At 67.0% G+C, this 16536-nt stretch carries 19 protein-coding genes and 1 tRNA gene; 13 read left to right on the top strand and 7 right to left on the bottom strand.

Annotated elements, in window-relative coordinates:
* Positions 1–126: 126 nt before the first annotated feature.
* The 3 genes from L593_RS13260 to lrpA1 all read left to right on the top strand — a co-directional run bounded on the left by L593_RS13260 (position 127) and on the right by lrpA1 (position 3514).
* Positions 127–2016, top strand: a complete 1890-nt coding sequence (locus L593_RS13260) for a 2-oxoacid:acceptor oxidoreductase subunit alpha (RefSeq protein ID WP_020447483.1) — start codon at positions 127–129, stop codon at positions 2014–2016.
* A 2-nt stretch (positions 2017–2018) separates the two neighbouring features.
* Positions 2019–2951 carry a thiamine pyrophosphate-dependent enzyme gene (locus L593_RS13255; RefSeq protein ID WP_020447482.1) on the top strand — a complete coding sequence of 311 codons (933 nt, stop codon included), beginning with the start codon at positions 2019–2021 and terminating at the stop codon, positions 2949–2951.
* Between the two features lie 134 nt (positions 2952–3085).
* The gene (lrpA1, locus tag L593_RS13250; protein WP_020447481.1) at positions 3086–3514 is read left to right on the top strand and encodes an HTH-type transcriptional regulator LrpA1; all 429 of its coding nucleotides are present in this window, start codon (positions 3086–3088) and stop codon (positions 3512–3514) included.
* 39 nt (positions 3515–3553) lie between these two features.
* Here lrpA1 and L593_RS13245 read toward each other — a convergent pair whose 3' ends face one another.
* Both L593_RS13245 and L593_RS13240 read right to left on the bottom strand, forming a co-directional pair.
* The gene (locus L593_RS13245; protein ID WP_020447480.1) at positions 3554–3961 is read right to left on the bottom strand and encodes a TRAM domain-containing protein; all 408 of its coding nucleotides are present in this window, start codon (positions 3959–3961) and stop codon (positions 3554–3556) included.
* Positions 3962–4030: 69 nt separating this feature from the next.
* The gene (locus tag L593_RS13240; protein ID WP_020447479.1) at positions 4031–4792 is read right to left on the bottom strand and encodes a YkgJ family cysteine cluster protein; all 762 of its coding nucleotides are present in this window, start codon (positions 4790–4792) and stop codon (positions 4031–4033) included.
* A 96-nt stretch (positions 4793–4888) separates the two neighbouring features.
* Between L593_RS13240 and L593_RS13235 the strand changes: the two genes are divergently transcribed.
* The 6 genes from L593_RS13235 to L593_RS13210 all read left to right on the top strand — a co-directional run bounded on the left by L593_RS13235 (position 4889) and on the right by L593_RS13210 (position 7787).
* Positions 4889–5284 (top strand): hypothetical protein, encoded by a 396-nt coding sequence (locus tag L593_RS13235; RefSeq protein ID WP_020447478.1) that lies wholly within the window; start codon positions 4889–4891, stop codon positions 5282–5284.
* A gap of 138 nt (positions 5285–5422) precedes the next feature.
* Positions 5423–5704, top strand: coding sequence for a ribonuclease P protein component 4 (locus L593_RS13230; RefSeq protein ID WP_020447477.1), 282 nt, complete (start codon positions 5423–5425; stop codon positions 5702–5704).
* Between the two features lie 115 nt (positions 5705–5819).
* On the top strand, positions 5820–6068 hold the full coding sequence (locus tag L593_RS13225; protein ID WP_020447476.1) for a YhbY family RNA-binding protein: 249 nt from the start codon (positions 5820–5822) through the stop codon (positions 6066–6068).
* Positions 6065–6943 (top strand): mechanosensitive ion channel family protein, encoded by an 879-nt coding sequence (locus L593_RS13220; protein WP_020447475.1) that lies wholly within the window; start codon positions 6065–6067, stop codon positions 6941–6943. Before L593_RS13225 ends, L593_RS13220 begins: the two co-directional genes overlap by 4 nt.
* A gap of 122 nt (positions 6944–7065) precedes the next feature.
* The gene (locus L593_RS13215; protein ID WP_020447474.1) at positions 7066–7305 is read left to right on the top strand and encodes a PRC-barrel domain-containing protein; all 240 of its coding nucleotides are present in this window, start codon (positions 7066–7068) and stop codon (positions 7303–7305) included.
* A gap of 17 nt (positions 7306–7322) precedes the next feature.
* Positions 7323–7787, top strand: coding sequence for an NOB1 family endonuclease (locus tag L593_RS13210; RefSeq protein ID WP_020447473.1), 465 nt, complete (start codon positions 7323–7325; stop codon positions 7785–7787).
* A gap of 37 nt (positions 7788–7824) precedes the next feature.
* Here the strand turns inward: L593_RS13210 and L593_RS15735 are convergent, their stop codons facing one another.
* The 3 genes from L593_RS15735 to L593_RS13200 form a co-directional block, all read right to left on the bottom strand.
* Positions 7825–7998, bottom strand: coding sequence for a CopG family transcriptional regulator (locus L593_RS15735; protein ID WP_020447472.1), 174 nt, complete (start codon positions 7996–7998; stop codon positions 7825–7827).
* Positions 7999–8132: 134 nt separating this feature from the next.
* A complete protein-coding gene (locus tag L593_RS13205; protein WP_020447471.1) occupies positions 8133–8903 on the bottom strand; it encodes a CPBP family intramembrane glutamic endopeptidase in 771 nt (256 codons plus the stop codon).
* A gap of 100 nt (positions 8904–9003) precedes the next feature.
* Entirely contained in the window at positions 9004–10299 is a 1296-nt protein-coding gene (locus L593_RS13200) for a hypothetical protein (protein WP_020447470.1), read from the bottom strand.
* A 246-nt stretch (positions 10300–10545) separates the two neighbouring features.
* On the opposite strand from L593_RS13200, the gene L593_RS13195 reads away from it, so the two are divergent.
* From L593_RS13195 to L593_RS13185, 3 genes are all read left to right on the top strand, one after another.
* Entirely contained in the window at positions 10546–11376 is an 831-nt protein-coding gene (locus L593_RS13195; RefSeq protein WP_020447469.1) for a PIG-L deacetylase family protein, read from the top strand.
* A gap of 83 nt (positions 11377–11459) precedes the next feature.
* Complete coding sequence (locus L593_RS13190) at positions 11460–11750, top strand: DUF211 domain-containing protein (RefSeq protein WP_020447468.1); 291 nt, start codon at positions 11460–11462, stop codon at positions 11748–11750.
* 5 nt (positions 11751–11755) lie between these two features.
* Positions 11756–12340: a VIT1/CCC1 transporter family protein gene (locus L593_RS13185; protein WP_049894511.1), complete on the top strand. Its 585-nt coding sequence runs from the start codon at positions 11756–11758 to the stop codon at positions 12338–12340.
* On the opposite strand, the gene L593_RS13180 is transcribed toward L593_RS13185, so the two are convergent.
* Positions 12318–15023: a cation-transporting P-type ATPase gene (locus L593_RS13180; protein WP_020447466.1), complete on the bottom strand. Its 2706-nt coding sequence runs from the start codon at positions 15021–15023 to the stop codon at positions 12318–12320. The genes L593_RS13185 and L593_RS13180 overlap by 23 nt on opposite strands.
* Before the next feature lie 208 nt (positions 15024–15231).
* Here L593_RS13180 and L593_RS13175 point away from each other — a divergent pair, with 208 nt between their 5' ends.
* Complete coding sequence (locus tag L593_RS13175; RefSeq protein ID WP_020447465.1) at positions 15232–16017, top strand: nucleotidyltransferase domain-containing protein; 786 nt, start codon at positions 15232–15234, stop codon at positions 16015–16017.
* A 368-nt stretch (positions 16018–16385) separates the two neighbouring features.
* Here L593_RS13175 and L593_RS13170 read toward each other — a convergent pair.
* Positions 16386–16452: transfer RNA gene (locus L593_RS13170), tRNA-Glu, on the bottom strand.
* Between the last annotated feature and the right edge of the window lie 84 nt (positions 16453–16536).

Here is a 16536-nt window from a genome sequence, read left to right as displayed (position 1 = left end):
ACGGCGATACTGCCGGAGTAATTCGAGACTATCACCATCTTTCCCTGCCATTCTATGGCAAAGCCTTTACTGGGGAGCGACGAACTTTCGCAGTAGCACGGGCCCACGCGGCCGTGACACAAACCTATGACTGACGACGAACTCATCTGGCGCGTCGCAGGGGGTTCCGGGGACGGGATCGACTCGACGAGTCAGAACTTCGCGAAAGCGCTGATGCGCTCGGGGCTGAACGTGTTCACGCACCGGCACTATCCGTCGCGGATCCGGGGCGGCCACACGTACGTCGAGATCCGGGCAGCGGACGAGGAGGTAGCCTCGCGGGGCGACGGCTACAACTTCCTGCTCGCACTCGGCGACTCGTTCGCCCGGAATCCCGACGAGGACGCCTACTACGGCAACGAGGAGGTCAAGCCGCTGAAGGAGAACCTCGACGAACTCCGAGAGGGCGGCATCATCGTCTACGACGAGGGGCTGCTCGACGAGGACGACGTCGAGGACCTCAACGAACGTGCCGAGGAGGAAGGCTGGCACGTCTACCCGATCGACCTCCGCGGGATGGCCCGCGAGGTCGGTCGCGAGGTCATGCGCAACACGGCGGGCGTCGGTGCGACCGCCGCGCTCCTCGACATGGACCTCGACGAGGTCGAGAACCTGATGGAGGACGCCATGAGCGGCGACATCCTCGAACAGAACCTCGAAATCCTCGAGACTGCCCACGACCACGTCAAGGAGGAGTTCGAACACACCCACGACCTCGAGGTCCCGACGGGGACCAACGAGGAGGAGCAGGTCCTGCTCTCGGGGTCCAACGGCGTCGCCTACGGCGCACTGGACGCTGGCTGTCGCTTCATCGCCGGCTACCCGATGACGCCGTGGACGGACGTGTTCACGATCATGTCCCAGAACCTGCCCGACTTCGGCGGGATCTCCGAGCAGGTCGAAGACGAGATCGCGGCGGCCGCGCTCGCCGTCGGCGCCTCTCACGCGGGCGTGAAGTCCATGTCCGGATCCTCCGGCGGTGGCTTCGCGCTCATGAGCGAGCCCCTCGGGCTCGCGGAGATGACCGAGACGCCGCTCGTCCTCATCGAGGCGATGCGCGCCGGACCGTCCACCGGGATGCCGACCAAGCCCGAGCAGGGCGACCTCGAGCACATCCTCTACACGAGCCAGGGCGACTCCAACCGCGTCGTGTTCGCGCCCGGGAACATCAAAGAGTGCTACGAGCAGACCCGCACCGCGTTCCAGATCGCCTACGACTACCAGATCCCGGTGATGGTCATCATCGACCAGAAGCTCTCCGGTGAGAACCGGAACGTGCCGGAGTCCTTCTTCGATCGCCAGCCCGACCCCGATCCGGGCGCGGTCCTCACCGAGGAGGAGATCGCCGAGGCGGCCCACGACCCCTCCGGGAAGTTCAATCGCTTCCTGCACGAGACGGAGAAGGGCGTGAGCCCGCGCTCGCTGCCCGGCCAGAAGGGAGGGCACTACCTCGCGACCGGGAACGAGCACAACATGGCCGGTCACATCAGCGAGGACCCGGAGAACCGGGTCGCGCAGATGGACCGCCGGATGCAGAAACTCGAGTCGATCCGCGAGGAACTCGACGAGGAGAGCAACCAGACCACGCGCGGCCCCGAAGACGCCGACTTCGGGATCCTCACCTGGGGCAGCTCCCAGGGCACGGTCCTCGAGGCGACAGACCGGCTCAACGAGGCTGGCCACGACGTCAAGACGCTCTCCGTCAGCGAGATGATGCCGCTGCCGGCCGAGGACATCGCAGCGTTCCTCGAGAGCGTCGACGAGGCGATGGTCGTCGAGATGAACGCGACCGCGCAGTTCCGCGGGCTGATCCAGAAGGAGCTGGGCCGCTTCGGTCCGAAGCTCACCAGCCTGCTGAAGTACAACGGCAACCCCTTCGAGCCCGCGGAGGTCGTCGAGGGGTACCACGCCCAGCAGGACGGCGAGGGCGACACGCCCGGAACGAACACCACCATCCAGCCTGCAGCGGGTGACTAACCATGAGTGCATTCAACGCCATCGGCCAAGAACGGGAGATCGAAAGCGACGAGTTCACGCCGGGGATCGAGCCCCAGCCCACCTGGTGTCCGGGCTGTGGTGACTTCTCGGTCCTCAAAGCGCTGAAACAGGCACTGCCCGAGGTCGGCAGGACGCCCGAGGAGACGCTACTGTGTACCGGTATCGGCTGTTCCGGCAAGCTCAACAGCTACCTCGACAGCTACGGGTTCCACACGATCCACGGCCGCTCGCTGCCCGTCGCACGGGCCGCGAAGCTCGCCAACCCCGGCCTCGAAGTGATCGCGGCCGGCGGTGACGGCGACGGCTACGGCATCGGTGGGAACCACTTCATCCACACCGCCCGGGAGAACCACGACATCACGTACATCGTGTTCAACAACGAGGTCTTCGGCCTCACGAAGGGCCAGACCTCGCCGACGAGCCCGAAGGGCCACAAGTCCAAGACCCAGCCTCACGGCTCGGCGAAGTCGCCGCTCCGACCCCTCAGCCTCTCGCTGACGTCCGGAGCGTCCTACGTCGCCCGGACGGCAGCCGTCAACCCGAACCAGGCGAAGGAGATCCTCATCGAGGCGATCGAACACGACGGCTTCGCGCACGTCGACTTCCTGACCCAGTGTCCCACCTGGAACAAGGACGCCAAGCAGTACGTCCCCTACGTGGACGTCCAGGACTCCGACGATTACGACTTCGACGTCACCGACCGCCAGGAAGCAGCCGAGATGATGTACGAGACGGAATCCGCCCTCTACGAGGGGACCGTCCTCACCGGCCGCTTCTACAAGGACGATCGTCCGTCCTACAGCGAGGAGAAGCAGGCGATCGGCGAGATGCCGGAAGAACCCGTCGTCGAGCGGTACTTCGACGACGACGCGGAGTGGAAGCGCAGTTACGACCTGCTCGACCGCCACAAGTAGATCGGCGGAGCCACGACGCTCCCCGCGGTCAGTTTTGCGGTTTCGTCGCTGCATTGCCAGCGACGCAGCAGCCGGCACGCGACGGATTTCGCATTCGAAAAGATATTTTTGCTGCAGCGCCAACACATGTTGTGATGAGTAGCGAGTCGACGCGGGACCGAATTCTCTCTGTCCTGGAGACCGACGCGAAAGCCTCCTACGGCGAGATTGCGGAACGTGCGGACGTCTCGAAGCCGACGGTGCGCAAGTACATCGACCAGCTCGAATCCGAAGGCGTCATCGTCGGCTACTCCGCGGAGATCGACCCCAAGAAGCTCTCCGGACAGTCGATCGCGCTCGTGGGAATGGACGTCGAGAGCGAGCGCTACGTCGAGGCGACGCGACGGCTCCAGGAACTCGAAGAGATCGAGGCGCTGTACACCTCCAGTGGCGACCACATGCTGATGGCGGAAGTCCGCGCCGGCGACGGGGACGAACTGGGTGACGTGATAAGCGAGGAGATTCTGACCATCGACGGCGTGACGGCCGCCCACCCGTCATTCCTGCAGGAACGACTGAAGTAGCCGATCGCGACCGGCAAACCGCGGCTCGTGAGCGGCGCTTCAGGCCTCGATGATCTCGCCGACGGCGAAGTTCGACTTGACCTCGCTGACCTCGACCTTCACGCGCTCGCCGACTTCCGCGCCCGGCACGATGATCACGTAGCCGCGCTCGACGCGGGCGATACCGTCGCCCTGCTTGCCGATGTCTTCGATCTCGACGTAGCGCGTCTCGCCGACCTCCACCGGCGGCTGGGGCTGATCCGAGGCCACGTCGGCCGCAGGCGCACTGCTGTCTCGTGCAGCCGGTGACTCGTCCTCGTCGCCGGCGATGAGGGCGACGCGGTACGTCTCACCGTCCTCGATCGAGCCGGTTTCGAGTTCTCGCTTCGGTACTTCGACGACGTAGCGGTCGCCGTCAGATTCGATCTCCGCGCTGAACAGACACAATAGCTTTTCAGAGATTTGCACAGTAGATCTCCATTCGCGCTCTTGGCGGCGTCGACTAAAATTCTGTCGACGTTTCACTGGATTCAGTGATCATTCAAATGACGTACCGTCCGAACGCTTTGGCCCCTCAGAATCGTGGACGACGATCTCGCCGGGACCGGCCGGCATCGGCTCGTACGCGTCGCGCACCGCGATTGCCTCCTCGAGTTCCCGGATGGCTCGCTCCCGGAGCGCCATCGCGAGCTCCTCGGCGTCGGTTCGGGCGATGTCCCGCCCGAGCCCTTCACACTCGTGGGCGCGGACGATCCCCTCCGCGTCGACGGCCTCGCCCATAGGCTGGCTCGTCCCACCGAGCGCGACGCTGAACGGATAGGTTTCGCAGATGAGCGGGCGGTCCTCGTGGACGGTGCAGTACCCGTTGCCGGGCTGGTCCGCACCGCGTTCGTCGTCGGATCGATCCTGCCCAGCGGCACCGGACGCATCCGAAGGCTCCTCGTAAAACCGGCAGTCCCCGCAGGCGTCGGTCTGGAGCGCCCACTCGAAGGTCTCTCCCTCGAGTCCGTCCGGGCCGTCTGTGAGGCCATACGGCATCGGGCGCGCGACGTCACGCCAGTCGTACTCGGTCTGGTCACCGTCGTCGTCATCGACGTCGTCGCCGTCAGCCGCCACCGCGCTCGCCTGGAGTCGCCGTACCTCGTCGGGGAACACCGTCGCCGTGTGGGGCTCGTCGGTCTCACCCTTGCAGCAGCCACCACAGCGCGTGCACTCGAAGCCGATGGACTCTATCGCGTCGGCGAGGACCGCCACGTCGAGGTCGCGGGCACGTTCGAGTTCGGCTTCGAGGGAGTCCACGGCGGGTGAGACGCCAGCGACGGGGAAAAGCGATGCGTTGGGCCGGCGTGTGAACGGACGGAAACCCTTTTTCCTGCGGGCGGGGAACCCGCGCACATGGCAGACGACTCCGAGGAGCACGACGAGGAGGGCGTCGAGAACGAGAGCGAGGACTCCAGCGAGGAGACGTCGTTCCGCGAGCGCGTCGAGGAGATTCGCGAACAGCGTGCCGAAGAGGGCGACGACGAGCGCCGCGAGCGCATGGAAGAAATGATGGGCGGAGGCGGCGGCCCCGGCGGCATGGGCGGTGGCGGCAACCCCTTCGCACAGATGATGGGCGGCATGATGGGCGGAGGCGGCGGCCCCGGCGGCATGGGCGGCGGGCCCGGGGGCCCGGGGGGCGAATCCGCCGGCAACGAAGAGTTGACCCGAGAGGTTCGCCAGCTTCGCGACGAGGTGCGGGACGCTACCCGTCAGCTCCAGCGGATCGCCGACGCTCTCGAGGACGACTAGGGGCGTGCACTATTCCCGCGGCGAATTGGAGAAAAATTTTAGTGGTGTTGTCGCGATAGTATCCACTGGGGCACTACAGGACATCTCTTGGACCAACCTGTTCCGCCCCGACATCCCCCCACTCCCCCCGTTCCGGCCATGAGCAACGCCATTGCGGTGGAGCGAATCCAACGGCTGGCGGCCCTGGCTGCCGACGCGACGGCAGACGGCGACGTCGAGCGAGGGAGGTCGTACGTGCGGACCGCGCGCCAGCTCGCGCAGCGACAGCGACTCACCCTCCCGAAGGAGTTTCGACGTAGGACGTGTGACCGGTGTGACGCGTACCTGATCCCGGGGACGAACGCCAGGGTGCGGACCCAGGACGGGCACGTGGTAGTGACCTGTGACTGTGGCGAGATCGCTCGGTATCCGTACGACTGAGCGATACTCGATCGCGCTGAGGCCGTCGAACTGGGCGCCCGTCTGTGCGTGGTGACAACCCCACGTAGCGGCCGAACCCACAACAGGTAAACCGCACAGGTCCGTTTTCTCGGGCGTGACAGACGCTGATCTCCGGGCCGAGGCTCACGACCTGGACGTGACCGTGTGGGTCGGGAAGGGCGGAATCGAACCGGTGATCGACGAGTGCAACGACCAGCTCGCCGCTCGCGACCTGGTGAAAGTGAAGTTCCTTCGCGCCGCACGCGGGGGAACGACCGTCGAGGACCTCGCCGAGGACCTCGCCGAGGCGACCAGCGCGGACCTGATCGAGACGCGGGGCAACACGGCGGTGCTGCACCGATGATACCACTGCAGGGACTCGGGCCGGTCGAGCGGTTCCTCGAGGACAACACCGACCTCGCGCTGGGGACGATCGACACCCTCTCCAGCCTGCTGATCTTCGTGGGCGTCCTCGTTGGCCTCTACGTGATCGGCCGTGCGACCGTGTTGCCGATCGCCCGACGACTGTTCGCACGTCGAGGGCTCGACGAGCACGCGAGCAAGCCGTTGCTCAAGGTCGTCTGGTTCGTGGTCCTCTTCGCCGCGATCGCGATCGCGTTCGGCGCAGCGGGGTACGGCAACTTCCTCTCCTCGCTTGCGGTCATCGCAGCGGCCGCGACCCTCGCCGTCGGGTTCGCCATGCAGGACGTGATCAAGAACTTCGTCTCCGGCATCTTCATCTTCAGCGAGAAGCCGTTCCGCATCGGCGACTGGATCGAGTGGGGCGACCACTCCGGCGTCGTCGAGGACATTAGCCTCCGCGTGACGCGGGTGCGAACTTTCGACAACGAACTCCTGACGGTCGCCAACTCCGAGTTGACCAACGGCGTCCTGAAGAATCCGGTCGCGAAGGACAAGCTCCGACTGCAGTTCACGTTCGGCATCGGCTACGGCGACGACGTCGACGCTGCCACGGAGATCGTCGTCGAGGAAGCGGAGGCGCACGATGGCATCATGGACGATCCCGCGCCCTCGGTCCGACTCACGGAACTCGGCGACTCGTACGTCGGCCTCACGTCACGGATCTGGATCGAGAACCCCTCGCGAGCGGACTTCGTCGGCATCCGCGGCGAGTACGTCCAGTCCGTCAAGGAGCGCTTCGACGAGGAAGGGATCGACATCCCCTACCCGACCCGCACCCTCGACGGGGTCGTCGAAGTCGGCGAGCAGACCGCGTAATCGGCCCGGATCGCCGGGCAGAAACGCTCCGCTTTTTCGACAGGCGAACGCCCGCTACGTCGTCGCCTCGGGCTCCCTACTCGGGAGTAAGATTCACGGTCCCCTGGGGGGAACGACTGGGTATGACAGACGTGCTCGCCGAGAGCCTCTCGGAGAAAGCGGTGATGGGAACCGACGGAGCGGAGATCGGCTCGCTCTACAACGTGACGGTGGATCTGGAGTCCGGCCAGCTCCGAGACCTCGTCGTCTCGCCGCTGGAGGACGGCCCCGACTTCGAGTTCAAGATCGACGAAGACGGCCACTACCTCGTCCCGGTCGGACGCGTGCAGTCCGTGCGCGACTACATCGTCGTCGAACGCTGAACTCGGTTTCTGCTCGAATGTACGTTCTCGATTCCTCGGCGTTCATCCGCGAGTACCACACCGAAGAGCAGACGGCGACGATTCCCCTCGTTCGCGAGGAGCTCGAAGACGAGAGTGCCTATCGCTTCGACGCGATGGAAGGCTCGGGGATGCACATTCACATCCCGAGCCAGGAGACCGTCGAGAAGGTCGAGCGGGCCGCCCGGGACCTCGGCGACTTCGAGGAGCTCTCCGAGACGGACGTTCGGCTCGTCGGCGCGACCTTCGAACTCGACGGCACCCTCGTGACCGACGACTACGCGATGCAGAACGTCGCGGACAGGCTCGGCGTCGCCGTCGAGGTCATCGCGCACGACGGCATCGAGGAACAGCGCGAGTGGCTGTTCCAGTGCCAGGGCTGTGGCCGCGAGTTCGACGACGACAAGGATCGCTGTCCGATCTGCGGAAGCGGCCTCTCGCGAAAGAACCCCTCGAACGCGTAACGACGCCGGTCGCGGTGAAGCAACGGTTCTGCGACCTTCAGTGACCCAGGACTTCGGACGGCTCGTCGTTGCCGCCGTCGTCGGTCGTCTCGAGGCCGCGCCGAACGAGCTGACGGAGCACCTCCTGCTCGGTCAGGCCGTACTCGCGGGCGAGGGCCTCCACGGCGTCGCCGAGGTCGTCGTCACAGACGACGGAGTACCGCCTGGGCATCGATGTCACCCAATACCACGGGACTGGCAATAAACCCCTGTCAGACGTTCGTCCGACCCCGGGCCCACGCCGAGAAAGTGCTGGCCGGGGACGTTCCGGTTCCACACGTGCGTTGGTTGGCCGGCCCAGGGCGCTCAGCCCGGGAGCCCCACGCTAGCGACCTCCACGTAGAGGATCGTGAACTGGATGGCGTTGTAGATGCCGTGGGTGAGCGCCGGGACGAAGAGCTTCTCCGTGCGAACGTAGAGCCAGCCGAGCAGGATCGAGAGTGTGAACACGACGACGAGCGAGGCGAGGATCTGTGAGAGCGAGCCAGTCGCGTAGGCCGGGAAGTGGATCGCCGCAAACGCGACGCTCGCCAGACCGATCGCGCCCCACGTCGAGAACGACTCGCCGAGCCGTTTCTGCACGACGTTTCGGAAGACGAGTTCCTCGCCGGGGCCGACGAACAGGATCGACGCGGGAATGAGCAAGGCGACGATCAGCGGATCGGCGGACTCGGCGGTGTCGGCGAGCGAGTGATTCGACAGGCCGAGGCCCAGCGCGTTCGCGACGATTGAAATGGCGAACAGGGCCCCGACGAGGACGACGACGCCGAGCACGACGTAGCCGACGTCCCGGAGGCCCGGCGGATCGAGGTCGAGGAAGGACGCGTCGTGCCGGGAGTGCTCGAAGTACACGAGCGCGAAGAACACCGCACCGACGCCGGTCCCGACCGCAGCGACGACGTTCGCCTCCATGTCGGTGAGGCTCCCGGCGAAGCCAATGGCGCCGACCACGAGGACCAGCGCCGTCAACTGAATCCCGACGTAGCCACTGGCACCGAGCACGAAGGACAGCACCGCCTCCCGGAATCGACTGTCTGCGGCTGTGCCGGTACGATCCGTGGCGACCTCTGAATTCACAGGCCGATATAGCCACCCAGGCCACAAAGGGGCTCCGCACCGCGACGTTGGGCTATCACTGCTGGGCAACACCCGGTAGCGACGGCAGGTGCGACCGTGCTCACTCGATCCAGAGCGACTCGCGGTCCTCGATCGCTCGCGTCGACTCGGTCTCCTCGCCACGGAGGAGCGCTCGCGTCGCGTCCTTGCCCCACTCGACTGCCGGCTGGTCGAACGCGTCGACCTCGAACAGTTCGCCGGCGAGGACGCACGCCGCCTCGAAGCAATAGAGCAGTTCGCCGATCCCGTGGGCGTCGACGCGATCGATCTCGACGCGGACCACTGGCCGGTCGGTCGCCGTCAGACTCGCGGTCGTCGCCGCGCACTCGAGGTCGACGATCTCACCGAGGGTCGTCCCCTGGAGGTGGGCGAGGTCCGGGTCGTCGGGCTCGGGGACCGGGCAATCGGGGCGTTCCCGCGGACGGACCGTGGTGACCACCGTCGATCGGGGACCGTCGCGATAGCACTGGAGCTGAGAGTGCTGGTCGGTCGCGCCGAGCGCTCGCTGTGGGACCTGGCCGACGCCGTCCTTGCCGAGGCTCTCCGCCCAGAGCTGTGCGTACCACTCGCCGAAGGACTCCAGCGCCTCGGCGTAGGGCATCATCGCCGAGACGGTGGCGCCACGCTGGGCGAGCGCGTAAGAGACGGCACCGTAGGCGTAGGGCGGGCACTCGTAGAGGCTGCCGGCGAGCGCGGCGTCACCCGCAGCACCTCCAGCGAGGATCGACTCGACGTCGCCGCCAGCGAGCGCGATCGGTGCGAGCCCGACGGCAGAGAGCGCGCCGAAGCGGCCTGGAACGCCCTCGGGCACCGCGAGCGCGGGGAGGGCCGCCTCGTCCGCGAGTCGTCGGAGTGGCCCCGTATCGCCTGTGACGACGAGCGTTCGGTCGGTCCAGTCGACGCCAGCGTCCTCGAAGGCCCCACGAACGACCTGGACGTTCGCGAGCGTCTCCACCGTGGTGCCAGAGCGGGAGACGGCGACGAGTGCGGTCCGGTCGAGCGTCTTGGCGTCGAGCAGGCGGTGGGTGGGAGCGGGATCGACGTTGTCCAGTGTCACCACCTCGGCGTCCGTCTCGACGGCGTTCGCCAGCGTCGCGGCGCCGAGCGCGGAGCCGCCGATCCCGGCGACGAGGACGGTATCGATCGGCCGGGCGATCCGATCGACGGCGGTCGTGATCTCGGCGGGATCGGTTCGCTCCGGGAGGTTCAACGCGGCGTACCCGTGCTCGCCGTCGGCACGACCTGCCTCGATCCGCTCGTGGGCAGCCGCGACGCGGTCGTCGAGGCGGTCGATCGAGGCGCGAGCGACGCCCGGTGAGGCGTGCTCGGAGAGGGCACCGGCGATGTCGACGTCCATACCCAGGGTTGCCAGGGGCTGGCGCAAAAGCGTTCGGAGTGGGAGCGTGTACTCGCGAGGGGAGGACGATTTCGCCGGTGTCGAATACGCGTTTAGCGGTAGCGAAGCCGTTTCAGCGACAGTGAAAACGTTTCGGCGGCAGCGAAGCCGTTTCGGCGGCAGCGAAGACGCGCACCGGCCACCGGGAGCGGTCCGCTCCTTGCCGGCGACCCAAACCGTTTCCCCCGCTGGCATCGAGGGAGTGCCATGAGCGACGACCACTCCTTGCTCGTCGTCGGTGCCCACCCCGACGACTGCTCGATCAAGGCAGGCGGCATCGCCGCGAAGTACGTCGAGGCGGGACACGACGTGACATTCCTCTCCGTGACGGACGGGAGCGCTGGCCACCAGGAGATGGGCCGAACCGAACTTGCATACCGACGCCGTCGGGAGACAAAGGCCGTGGCGCGGACGCTCGGGATCGACTACGACGTGTTCGACCTCCCGGACGGCGAACTCGAGCCGACGCTGGACAACCGGCGGAAGCTGATTCGATACATTCGAGAGGTCGATCCCGACATCGTGCTCGGCCCGCGACCCAACGACTACCATCCCGACCATCGCTACACGGCGCAGCTCCTGCGGGACGCGGCCTACTCGCTGATCGTACCGAACGTCTGCCCCGACACGGACGCCCTCGATTCGAACCCGATCTTCGGCTACGTCGCCGACCACTTCCAGAAGCCGGCACCCTTCGAACCCGACGTCGTCCTCGACGTGAGCGACGTCGTCGAGACGAAGGTCGACGCGCTGCACTGCCACGAGTCGCAGATGTACGAGTGGCTCCCCTACACGTTCGGCGAACTCGACTCGGTGCCGGACGGGGAAGAAGCACGCCGGGAGTGGCTGGGGAACGACGGCCTCGGTCACCTCGTCGAGAACACCGAGATGAACGTCGCCGCTCGGTTCCGCGACGAACTCCGGGAGCGATACGGCGAGGACGCTGGCGACGCCGTCGAACACGCCGAGGCCGTCGAGATCTCGGAGTACGGCGCACCGCTGACCGACGAGGATCGCGAGGCGCTCTTTTTCTTCTGAGGACCGCGAACGGTATCCCTCACGCTATCGGACCGCGGGAAGTGCCCCCGGCATTAAGACGCTCGGGGCCGTCGTCTCCGACGATGGCAGACGTTCGGCGGATCGTCCTGGACGTGTTGATTCCCCACGACCCGTCGTTGCTCGAGTTCACCGACCGCATCGCGGAGGTGGACGGCGTCGGGGGCGCAACCGCTACCGTCGTCGAACTCGACGAAGACGTCCAGAATCTGACGGTCGCCGTCGAGGGGCAGCGACTCGAGTACGAGGCGATCGAAGCCACGATCGAGGACCTCGGCGGCACGATTCACTCCGTCGACCAGGTCGCGTGCGGTGAACGCGTCGTCGAACGACGGCCGACGCCACAGGACGGGTGAAGCGCGTGCCTGGGAGCCGTCGTCAGATCCTGCGCGATCTCCTCGCGGACGAGGCGGTTCGATCGATCTCCCGCCGGTACTTCGTCTCCAACGGCTTCGACGGCACGCTCACCTGCATCGGGATCGTCGTCGGCGCGGTGCTCTCGGGGATCCCCGACGGGCTGACCGTGATCCAGATCGGGCTCGGCGCAGCGGTCGGGCTCGGCACGTCGGCGCTCTGGAGCGTGTGGGAGATCGAGCGTGCCGAGACGAAAGCGGAGATCCTCCGCCTCGAGCGTGCGATGCTCATCGATCTCGACGACACGAGGATCGAACGGTCCCATCGTGGCGAACGGCTGGTCCACGCCACGGCGAGCGGTCTCGGCCCGACGATCGGGATCCTGATCCCACTTACCCCGTTCGCCTTCGAAGGCGCCCTGCTCTCGATGGTCGAAGCCGGTGCGATCTCGGTCGCGCTCGGCGTCGGGATCCTCAGCGTGTTCGGGGCCTACATGGGCTCGATCTCGGGACAGCGCTGGTACGTCTCGGCGGCGCGGATGGGGCTGGCCGGCCTCGTCGTCACCGGGATCAATCTCCTATTGCCGGGGTAGGCTCGTCCGAAGCGTCGGCGTCCTCGGCCGTCGCCGACCGCCGGCTGTGCCAGGCGACCGCGAGCATTGCGGGCGTCCCGACGAGGAGTACGACTCCGAGCAACGCCCAGTCGCCAGCGTCGAGCGCGACAGTGCCGAAGTAGGTGCTGAGTGGCGTGTAGAGGATCGCGAGCTGGAGCACGAGCGAGGTCCCCACTGCGAGCCCGAGGTACGGATTCGAGAGCGTCGGCGTGTCCCGCGCCCAGCGAACGACGTAGAGCTTCACGAACTCGAGGACGACGAACCCGGTGAACACCATCGTCATCGCGTAGTCGGTCATCGAACTCGCGCCGTCGAGCGTGACAGCCAGCAGTCCGAGCATGAGCGCCGTCGCGATCGCGCCGGCGCCGCCGATGAGTTCGAGCATCGGGCCGTCGATGATGCCACGGATGCGCTCCCGCGGCTGGCGCTCCATCACGTCGCCGCCGGGATCGACGCCGAGCGCGAGGGCAGGGAGGCCGTCGGTGAGGAGGTTGATCCAGAGGAGCTGGACCGCCGGGAGGACGAGGTAGCCGAACAGCGAGGCGATCAGGACGACGGCGACCTCCGCGACGTTCGCGCTGAGCAGGTAGGCGACGAACTTCCAGACGTTGTCGAAGATCGTCCGGCCCCGCCGGATCGCGTTGCGGATCGTCGCGTAGTTATCGTCGAGCAGGACCACGTCGCTGGCCTGCTTGGCGACCTCGGTGCCGCGGACGCCCATCGCGATGCCAACGTCGGCGTTCTTCAGCGCCGGCGCGTCGTTGACGCCGTCCCCGGTCATCGCGACGCGGTGGCCCTCCGCCTGGAGCGCCTGGAGGATTCGAACCTTGTGGGTCGGCTCGGCTCTGGCGAAGACGTCGGTCGTCTGGACGCACTCGCGGAGTTCGGCCTCGTCCATGCTCTCGATCTCGGTGCCGGAGACGACGTCGGAGTCGACCCCGATCTGGGACGCGATGGCCCTGGCGGTCGTGGGATTGTCGCCGGTGATGACCTTGACGTCGATGCCGGCGCGCTGGGTGTCGGCAATCGCGTCGGCGACCTCGGGCCGGGGCGGATCGAGCAGACCCTGGAGTCCGACGAACACGAGGTCGGACTCCAGATCGGCCATCGCTTCAGCCCCGTCGCTGGTAGCTGCATCGACGGCTGCGTCGGGGGGATCCCGGTACGCGAAGCCGAGCACGCGGAGGGCATCCTCGGCGAAGGCGTCGATCTGGTCACGGATCCGCTCGCGACGCTCGTCGTCCAGCGGCTCCGGTCCGTCGGGGCCTAGCACCCGCGTTGACGCGTCCAGCACGACCGTGGGCGCGCCTTTGACGAAGACCGCGTCGTCGTGAATAGTGGCCATCAGCTTCCGTTCCGACGAGAACGGAAGTTCGTCGCGTCGGGGCCGTTCCGCCCGGAGTTCGTCGACGTCGAACCGGCGTTCGGCCGCGGCCACGAGGGCGCGCTCGGTCGGATCGCCGTCCTCCTCGGTAGCGTCGTTGCAAACCGCCCCGATCTCGAGGAGCCGATCGAGTCGCTCGTCACCGCCATGTGCGAGCGAGCCGGCGGCCTCGGCGGTCGTACCGGCGGCCCCGTCACCGTTGGTGGCGACGGACTCGTCGCCGGAATCGACCGTCTCGTACGCCTCGTCGAAGACCCACGCCGCCTGGACGCGCATCTCGCCCTCGGTCAGCGTGCCGGTCTTGTCGGTACAGACCACGTCGATCGCACCGAGCGCCTCGACTGCCGGGAGCGTCCGGACGAGCGCCTCCTCGCCTGCCATCTTCCGCACCCCGAGCGCGAGCGTCAGGGTGACGACCGCCGGGAGCCCTTCGGGGACCGCGGCGACGGCCAGCGAGACGGCTGTCAGCGCGGACTGGACGAGCGAACGGCCGCCACCGAGGACGAGGAGCGGGACGATCGTCGCAGAGAGCGCGACGACGGCGAGCCCGAGGCGCTTGCCGAGGCGATCGAGGTCCTGCTGGAGCGGGGTCTGGCGATTCTCGGCCTGCTCCAGCGACGTCGCGATCTCGCCGACCTGCGTCTCCATTCCCGTCGCGACGACGACTGCCGTCGCCGAGCCGCGGGTCACGTTGGTGCCCTTGTAGCACATCGAGGATCGCTCGGCGAGAGGCGCGTCGGCATCGACCGGGTCGGCGGACTTCTCGACGGGGACGCTCTCGCCGGTGAGCGCTGCCTCGTCGACCTCGAGGGATCCCGCCTCGAGGATTCGGCAGTCGGCCGGGACGACGTCGCCCTGACCGAGCACGACGACGTCACCGGGCACGACCTCCGTCGCCGCGATCCGGGTCTCCGCTCCGCCGCGGCGGACGGTGACGGTCGGCGACGCGAGGTCCTGTAACGCCTCGAGGCTCTGCTCGGCGCGGTACTCCTGGACGAACCCGAAGATACCGTTGGCGAGCAGGATGATGGCGATGAGCACCGCGTCGACGACGTGCCCGATCGCGACGGAGAGTACCGCCGCGAGGATCAGCACCCAGATGAGCGCGCTCGCGAACTGGGAGAGGAAGATCCGGAGCGGGCCGCGGACCTCGCCGGACGTGAGTTCGTTCGGACCGACCCGCTCGCGACGCTCCGCAGCGTCCGCTTCGGAGAGGCCCTCCGGGGAGCTATCGAGTTCGTCGGTGCACTCCTCGGGCGGGCTGGCGTGCCAGTCCATCAGCGTCGATGCACGGCGGTTCCGCGTGCGTCCGAACCGATCGGGCAGCGTCGACCGGCCGGGGCAGTCCGTGCCGGATCGGCAGCGTCCATACCGACACCGACGCGCGCCACCCCCTCAGTGGTTTCGCCCGCTGCCGATCGTCGGGAACCGGCCAGGGCACCCGTGGCGAACAGAGCTATGCGGCACCGCCGAGGAGTCCTCGCCAATGCACGACCACCATCGCGAGGCGACCGACGCGGTCGTCGCCGACGTCCGCGACCGCGAGGAGTTCCTCGCGTGCGTCCTGAGCGGCTCCGTCGCTCGCGGCTGGGAACGACCCGACTCCGACGTCGACTTCGTGATCGTCGCGACCGAGGAGGAGTACGACCGTCGCCGCGCCGACTGGGACCTCCAGTACTACCGCGAGGACGTCAGCGACCGCGACGGCGTCTACGCCGACGGGAAGATCGTGACCCACGCCTTTCTGGAAGAAGTGGCCGAGAACGGGAGCGAACCTGCCCGGTCGGCGTTCGTCGACTGCTCTGTCGAGTGGACCGGCGACCCCGCCATCGCGGAGACGATCGCCGAGATTCCGGTCTACCCCGAGGACGAACGGATCGATCGCATCGAGACCTTCTACAGCCAGATGCAGGCCTACCGCTGGTTCGTCGACGAGGCCGCTGCCCGCGAGAATCCCTACCTCCGGAGCTACGCCGCGACCCAGCTCGCGCTCTTCGGCGGTCGCCTCCTGCTCGCGAACGACCGGACGCTCTTTCCCTACCACAAGTGGCTGACGCGGGAGCTACGGGAAATCGAAGCGACGCCGAACGGCATCGCTGATCGGATGGAGACGCTCGTCGAGGAGCAGACGCCGGAGGCGGCCGAGGCGTTCGTCGAGCCGATCGAGGAGTATCGGGACTGGGAGACGCCCGAGGCCGGGTGGCCCGTGCGATTCATGCTCGATCGGGAGTGGCAGTGGCGGCGCGGGGAGCCGGGGCTGGAGGAGTTGTGATTGCCACTGGGAGAAGCGGCTCGCGAGTTGCTCACAGCAGGATGCACCGTCTGGGATTTGAACCGGAGGAAGACGTTCCGGGGTGCTCGCTCCCTTCGGTCACTGCGCTCCCGGGCTGCGACTACCGTCAGAGCAAAGCTCTGACGACGTCTCGCTCGCTTCGCTCGCGAGACTTCCAGGGCTCAAATCCCTTCTGAGCTGCACCTGCTGCTCGCGTTTTGCTCGCAGCAGGATGCACCGTCTGGGATTTGAACCACGCTCAGACGGTCCGGGCATGCGGTTCGCTACGCTCACCGTTCCGGGCTGCGACTGATCTACTTCAAATCCCAGCGAGGAGCATTTGCTCCTCACATCCGTTCGTCGCAAAATGCACCGTCTGGGATTTGAACCCAGGTCTTCGGCTCGAAAGGCCAAAATGATTGGCCGGACTACACCTCCGTCGGACCTGCGGTCCGACGTGCCCTGCGCAAAGCGCAGGACAACGGTGCCTGCAAGCGGTTCTCCCGGTAGCGACCATTC

Source organism: Salinarchaeum sp. Harcht-Bsk1 (genome assembly GCF_000403645.1).
Taxonomy (GTDB): Archaea; Halobacteriota; Halobacteria; order Halobacteriales; family Salinarchaeaceae; genus Salinarchaeum.
The sequence above is the reverse complement of the archived record's forward strand: the minus strand, read 5'-3'. Positions and strand labels throughout refer to the sequence as shown.

Excerpts from the sequence above, each read along its gene's own strand:
- L593_RS13260 (WP_020447483.1), top strand. The coding sequence starts at position 127 with ATGACTGACGACGAACTCATCTGGCGCGTCGCAGGGGGTTCCGGGGAC.
- L593_RS13255 (WP_020447482.1), top strand. The coding sequence starts at position 2,019 with ATGAGTGCATTCAACGCCATCGGCCAAGAACGGGAGATCGAAAGCGAC.
- lrpA1 (WP_020447481.1), top strand. The coding sequence starts at position 3,086 with ATGAGTAGCGAGTCGACGCGGGACCGAATTCTCTCTGTCCTGGAGACC.
- L593_RS13235 (WP_020447478.1), top strand. The coding sequence starts at position 4,889 with ATGGCAGACGACTCCGAGGAGCACGACGAGGAGGGCGTCGAGAACGAG.
- L593_RS13230 (WP_020447477.1), top strand. The coding sequence starts at position 5,423 with ATGAGCAACGCCATTGCGGTGGAGCGAATCCAACGGCTGGCGGCCCTG.
- L593_RS13220 (WP_020447475.1), top strand. The coding sequence starts at position 6,065 with ATGATACCACTGCAGGGACTCGGGCCGGTCGAGCGGTTCCTCGAGGAC.
- L593_RS13215 (WP_020447474.1), top strand. The coding sequence starts at position 7,066 with ATGACAGACGTGCTCGCCGAGAGCCTCTCGGAGAAAGCGGTGATGGGA.
- L593_RS13210 (WP_020447473.1), top strand. The coding sequence starts at position 7,323 with ATGTACGTTCTCGATTCCTCGGCGTTCATCCGCGAGTACCACACCGAA.
- L593_RS15735 (WP_020447472.1), bottom strand. The coding sequence starts at position 7,998 with ATGCCCAGGCGGTACTCCGTCGTCTGTGACGACGACCTCGGCGACGCC.
- L593_RS13200 (WP_020447470.1), bottom strand. The coding sequence starts at position 10,299 with ATGGACGTCGACATCGCCGGTGCCCTCTCCGAGCACGCCTCACCGGGC.
- L593_RS13195 (WP_020447469.1), top strand. The coding sequence starts at position 10,546 with ATGAGCGACGACCACTCCTTGCTCGTCGTCGGTGCCCACCCCGACGAC.
- L593_RS13190 (WP_020447468.1), top strand. The coding sequence starts at position 11,460 with ATGGCAGACGTTCGGCGGATCGTCCTGGACGTGTTGATTCCCCACGAC.
- L593_RS13180 (WP_020447466.1), bottom strand. The coding sequence starts at position 15,023 with ATGGACTGGCACGCCAGCCCGCCCGAGGAGTGCACCGACGAACTCGAT.
- L593_RS13175 (WP_020447465.1), top strand. The coding sequence starts at position 15,232 with ATGCACGACCACCATCGCGAGGCGACCGACGCGGTCGTCGCCGACGTC.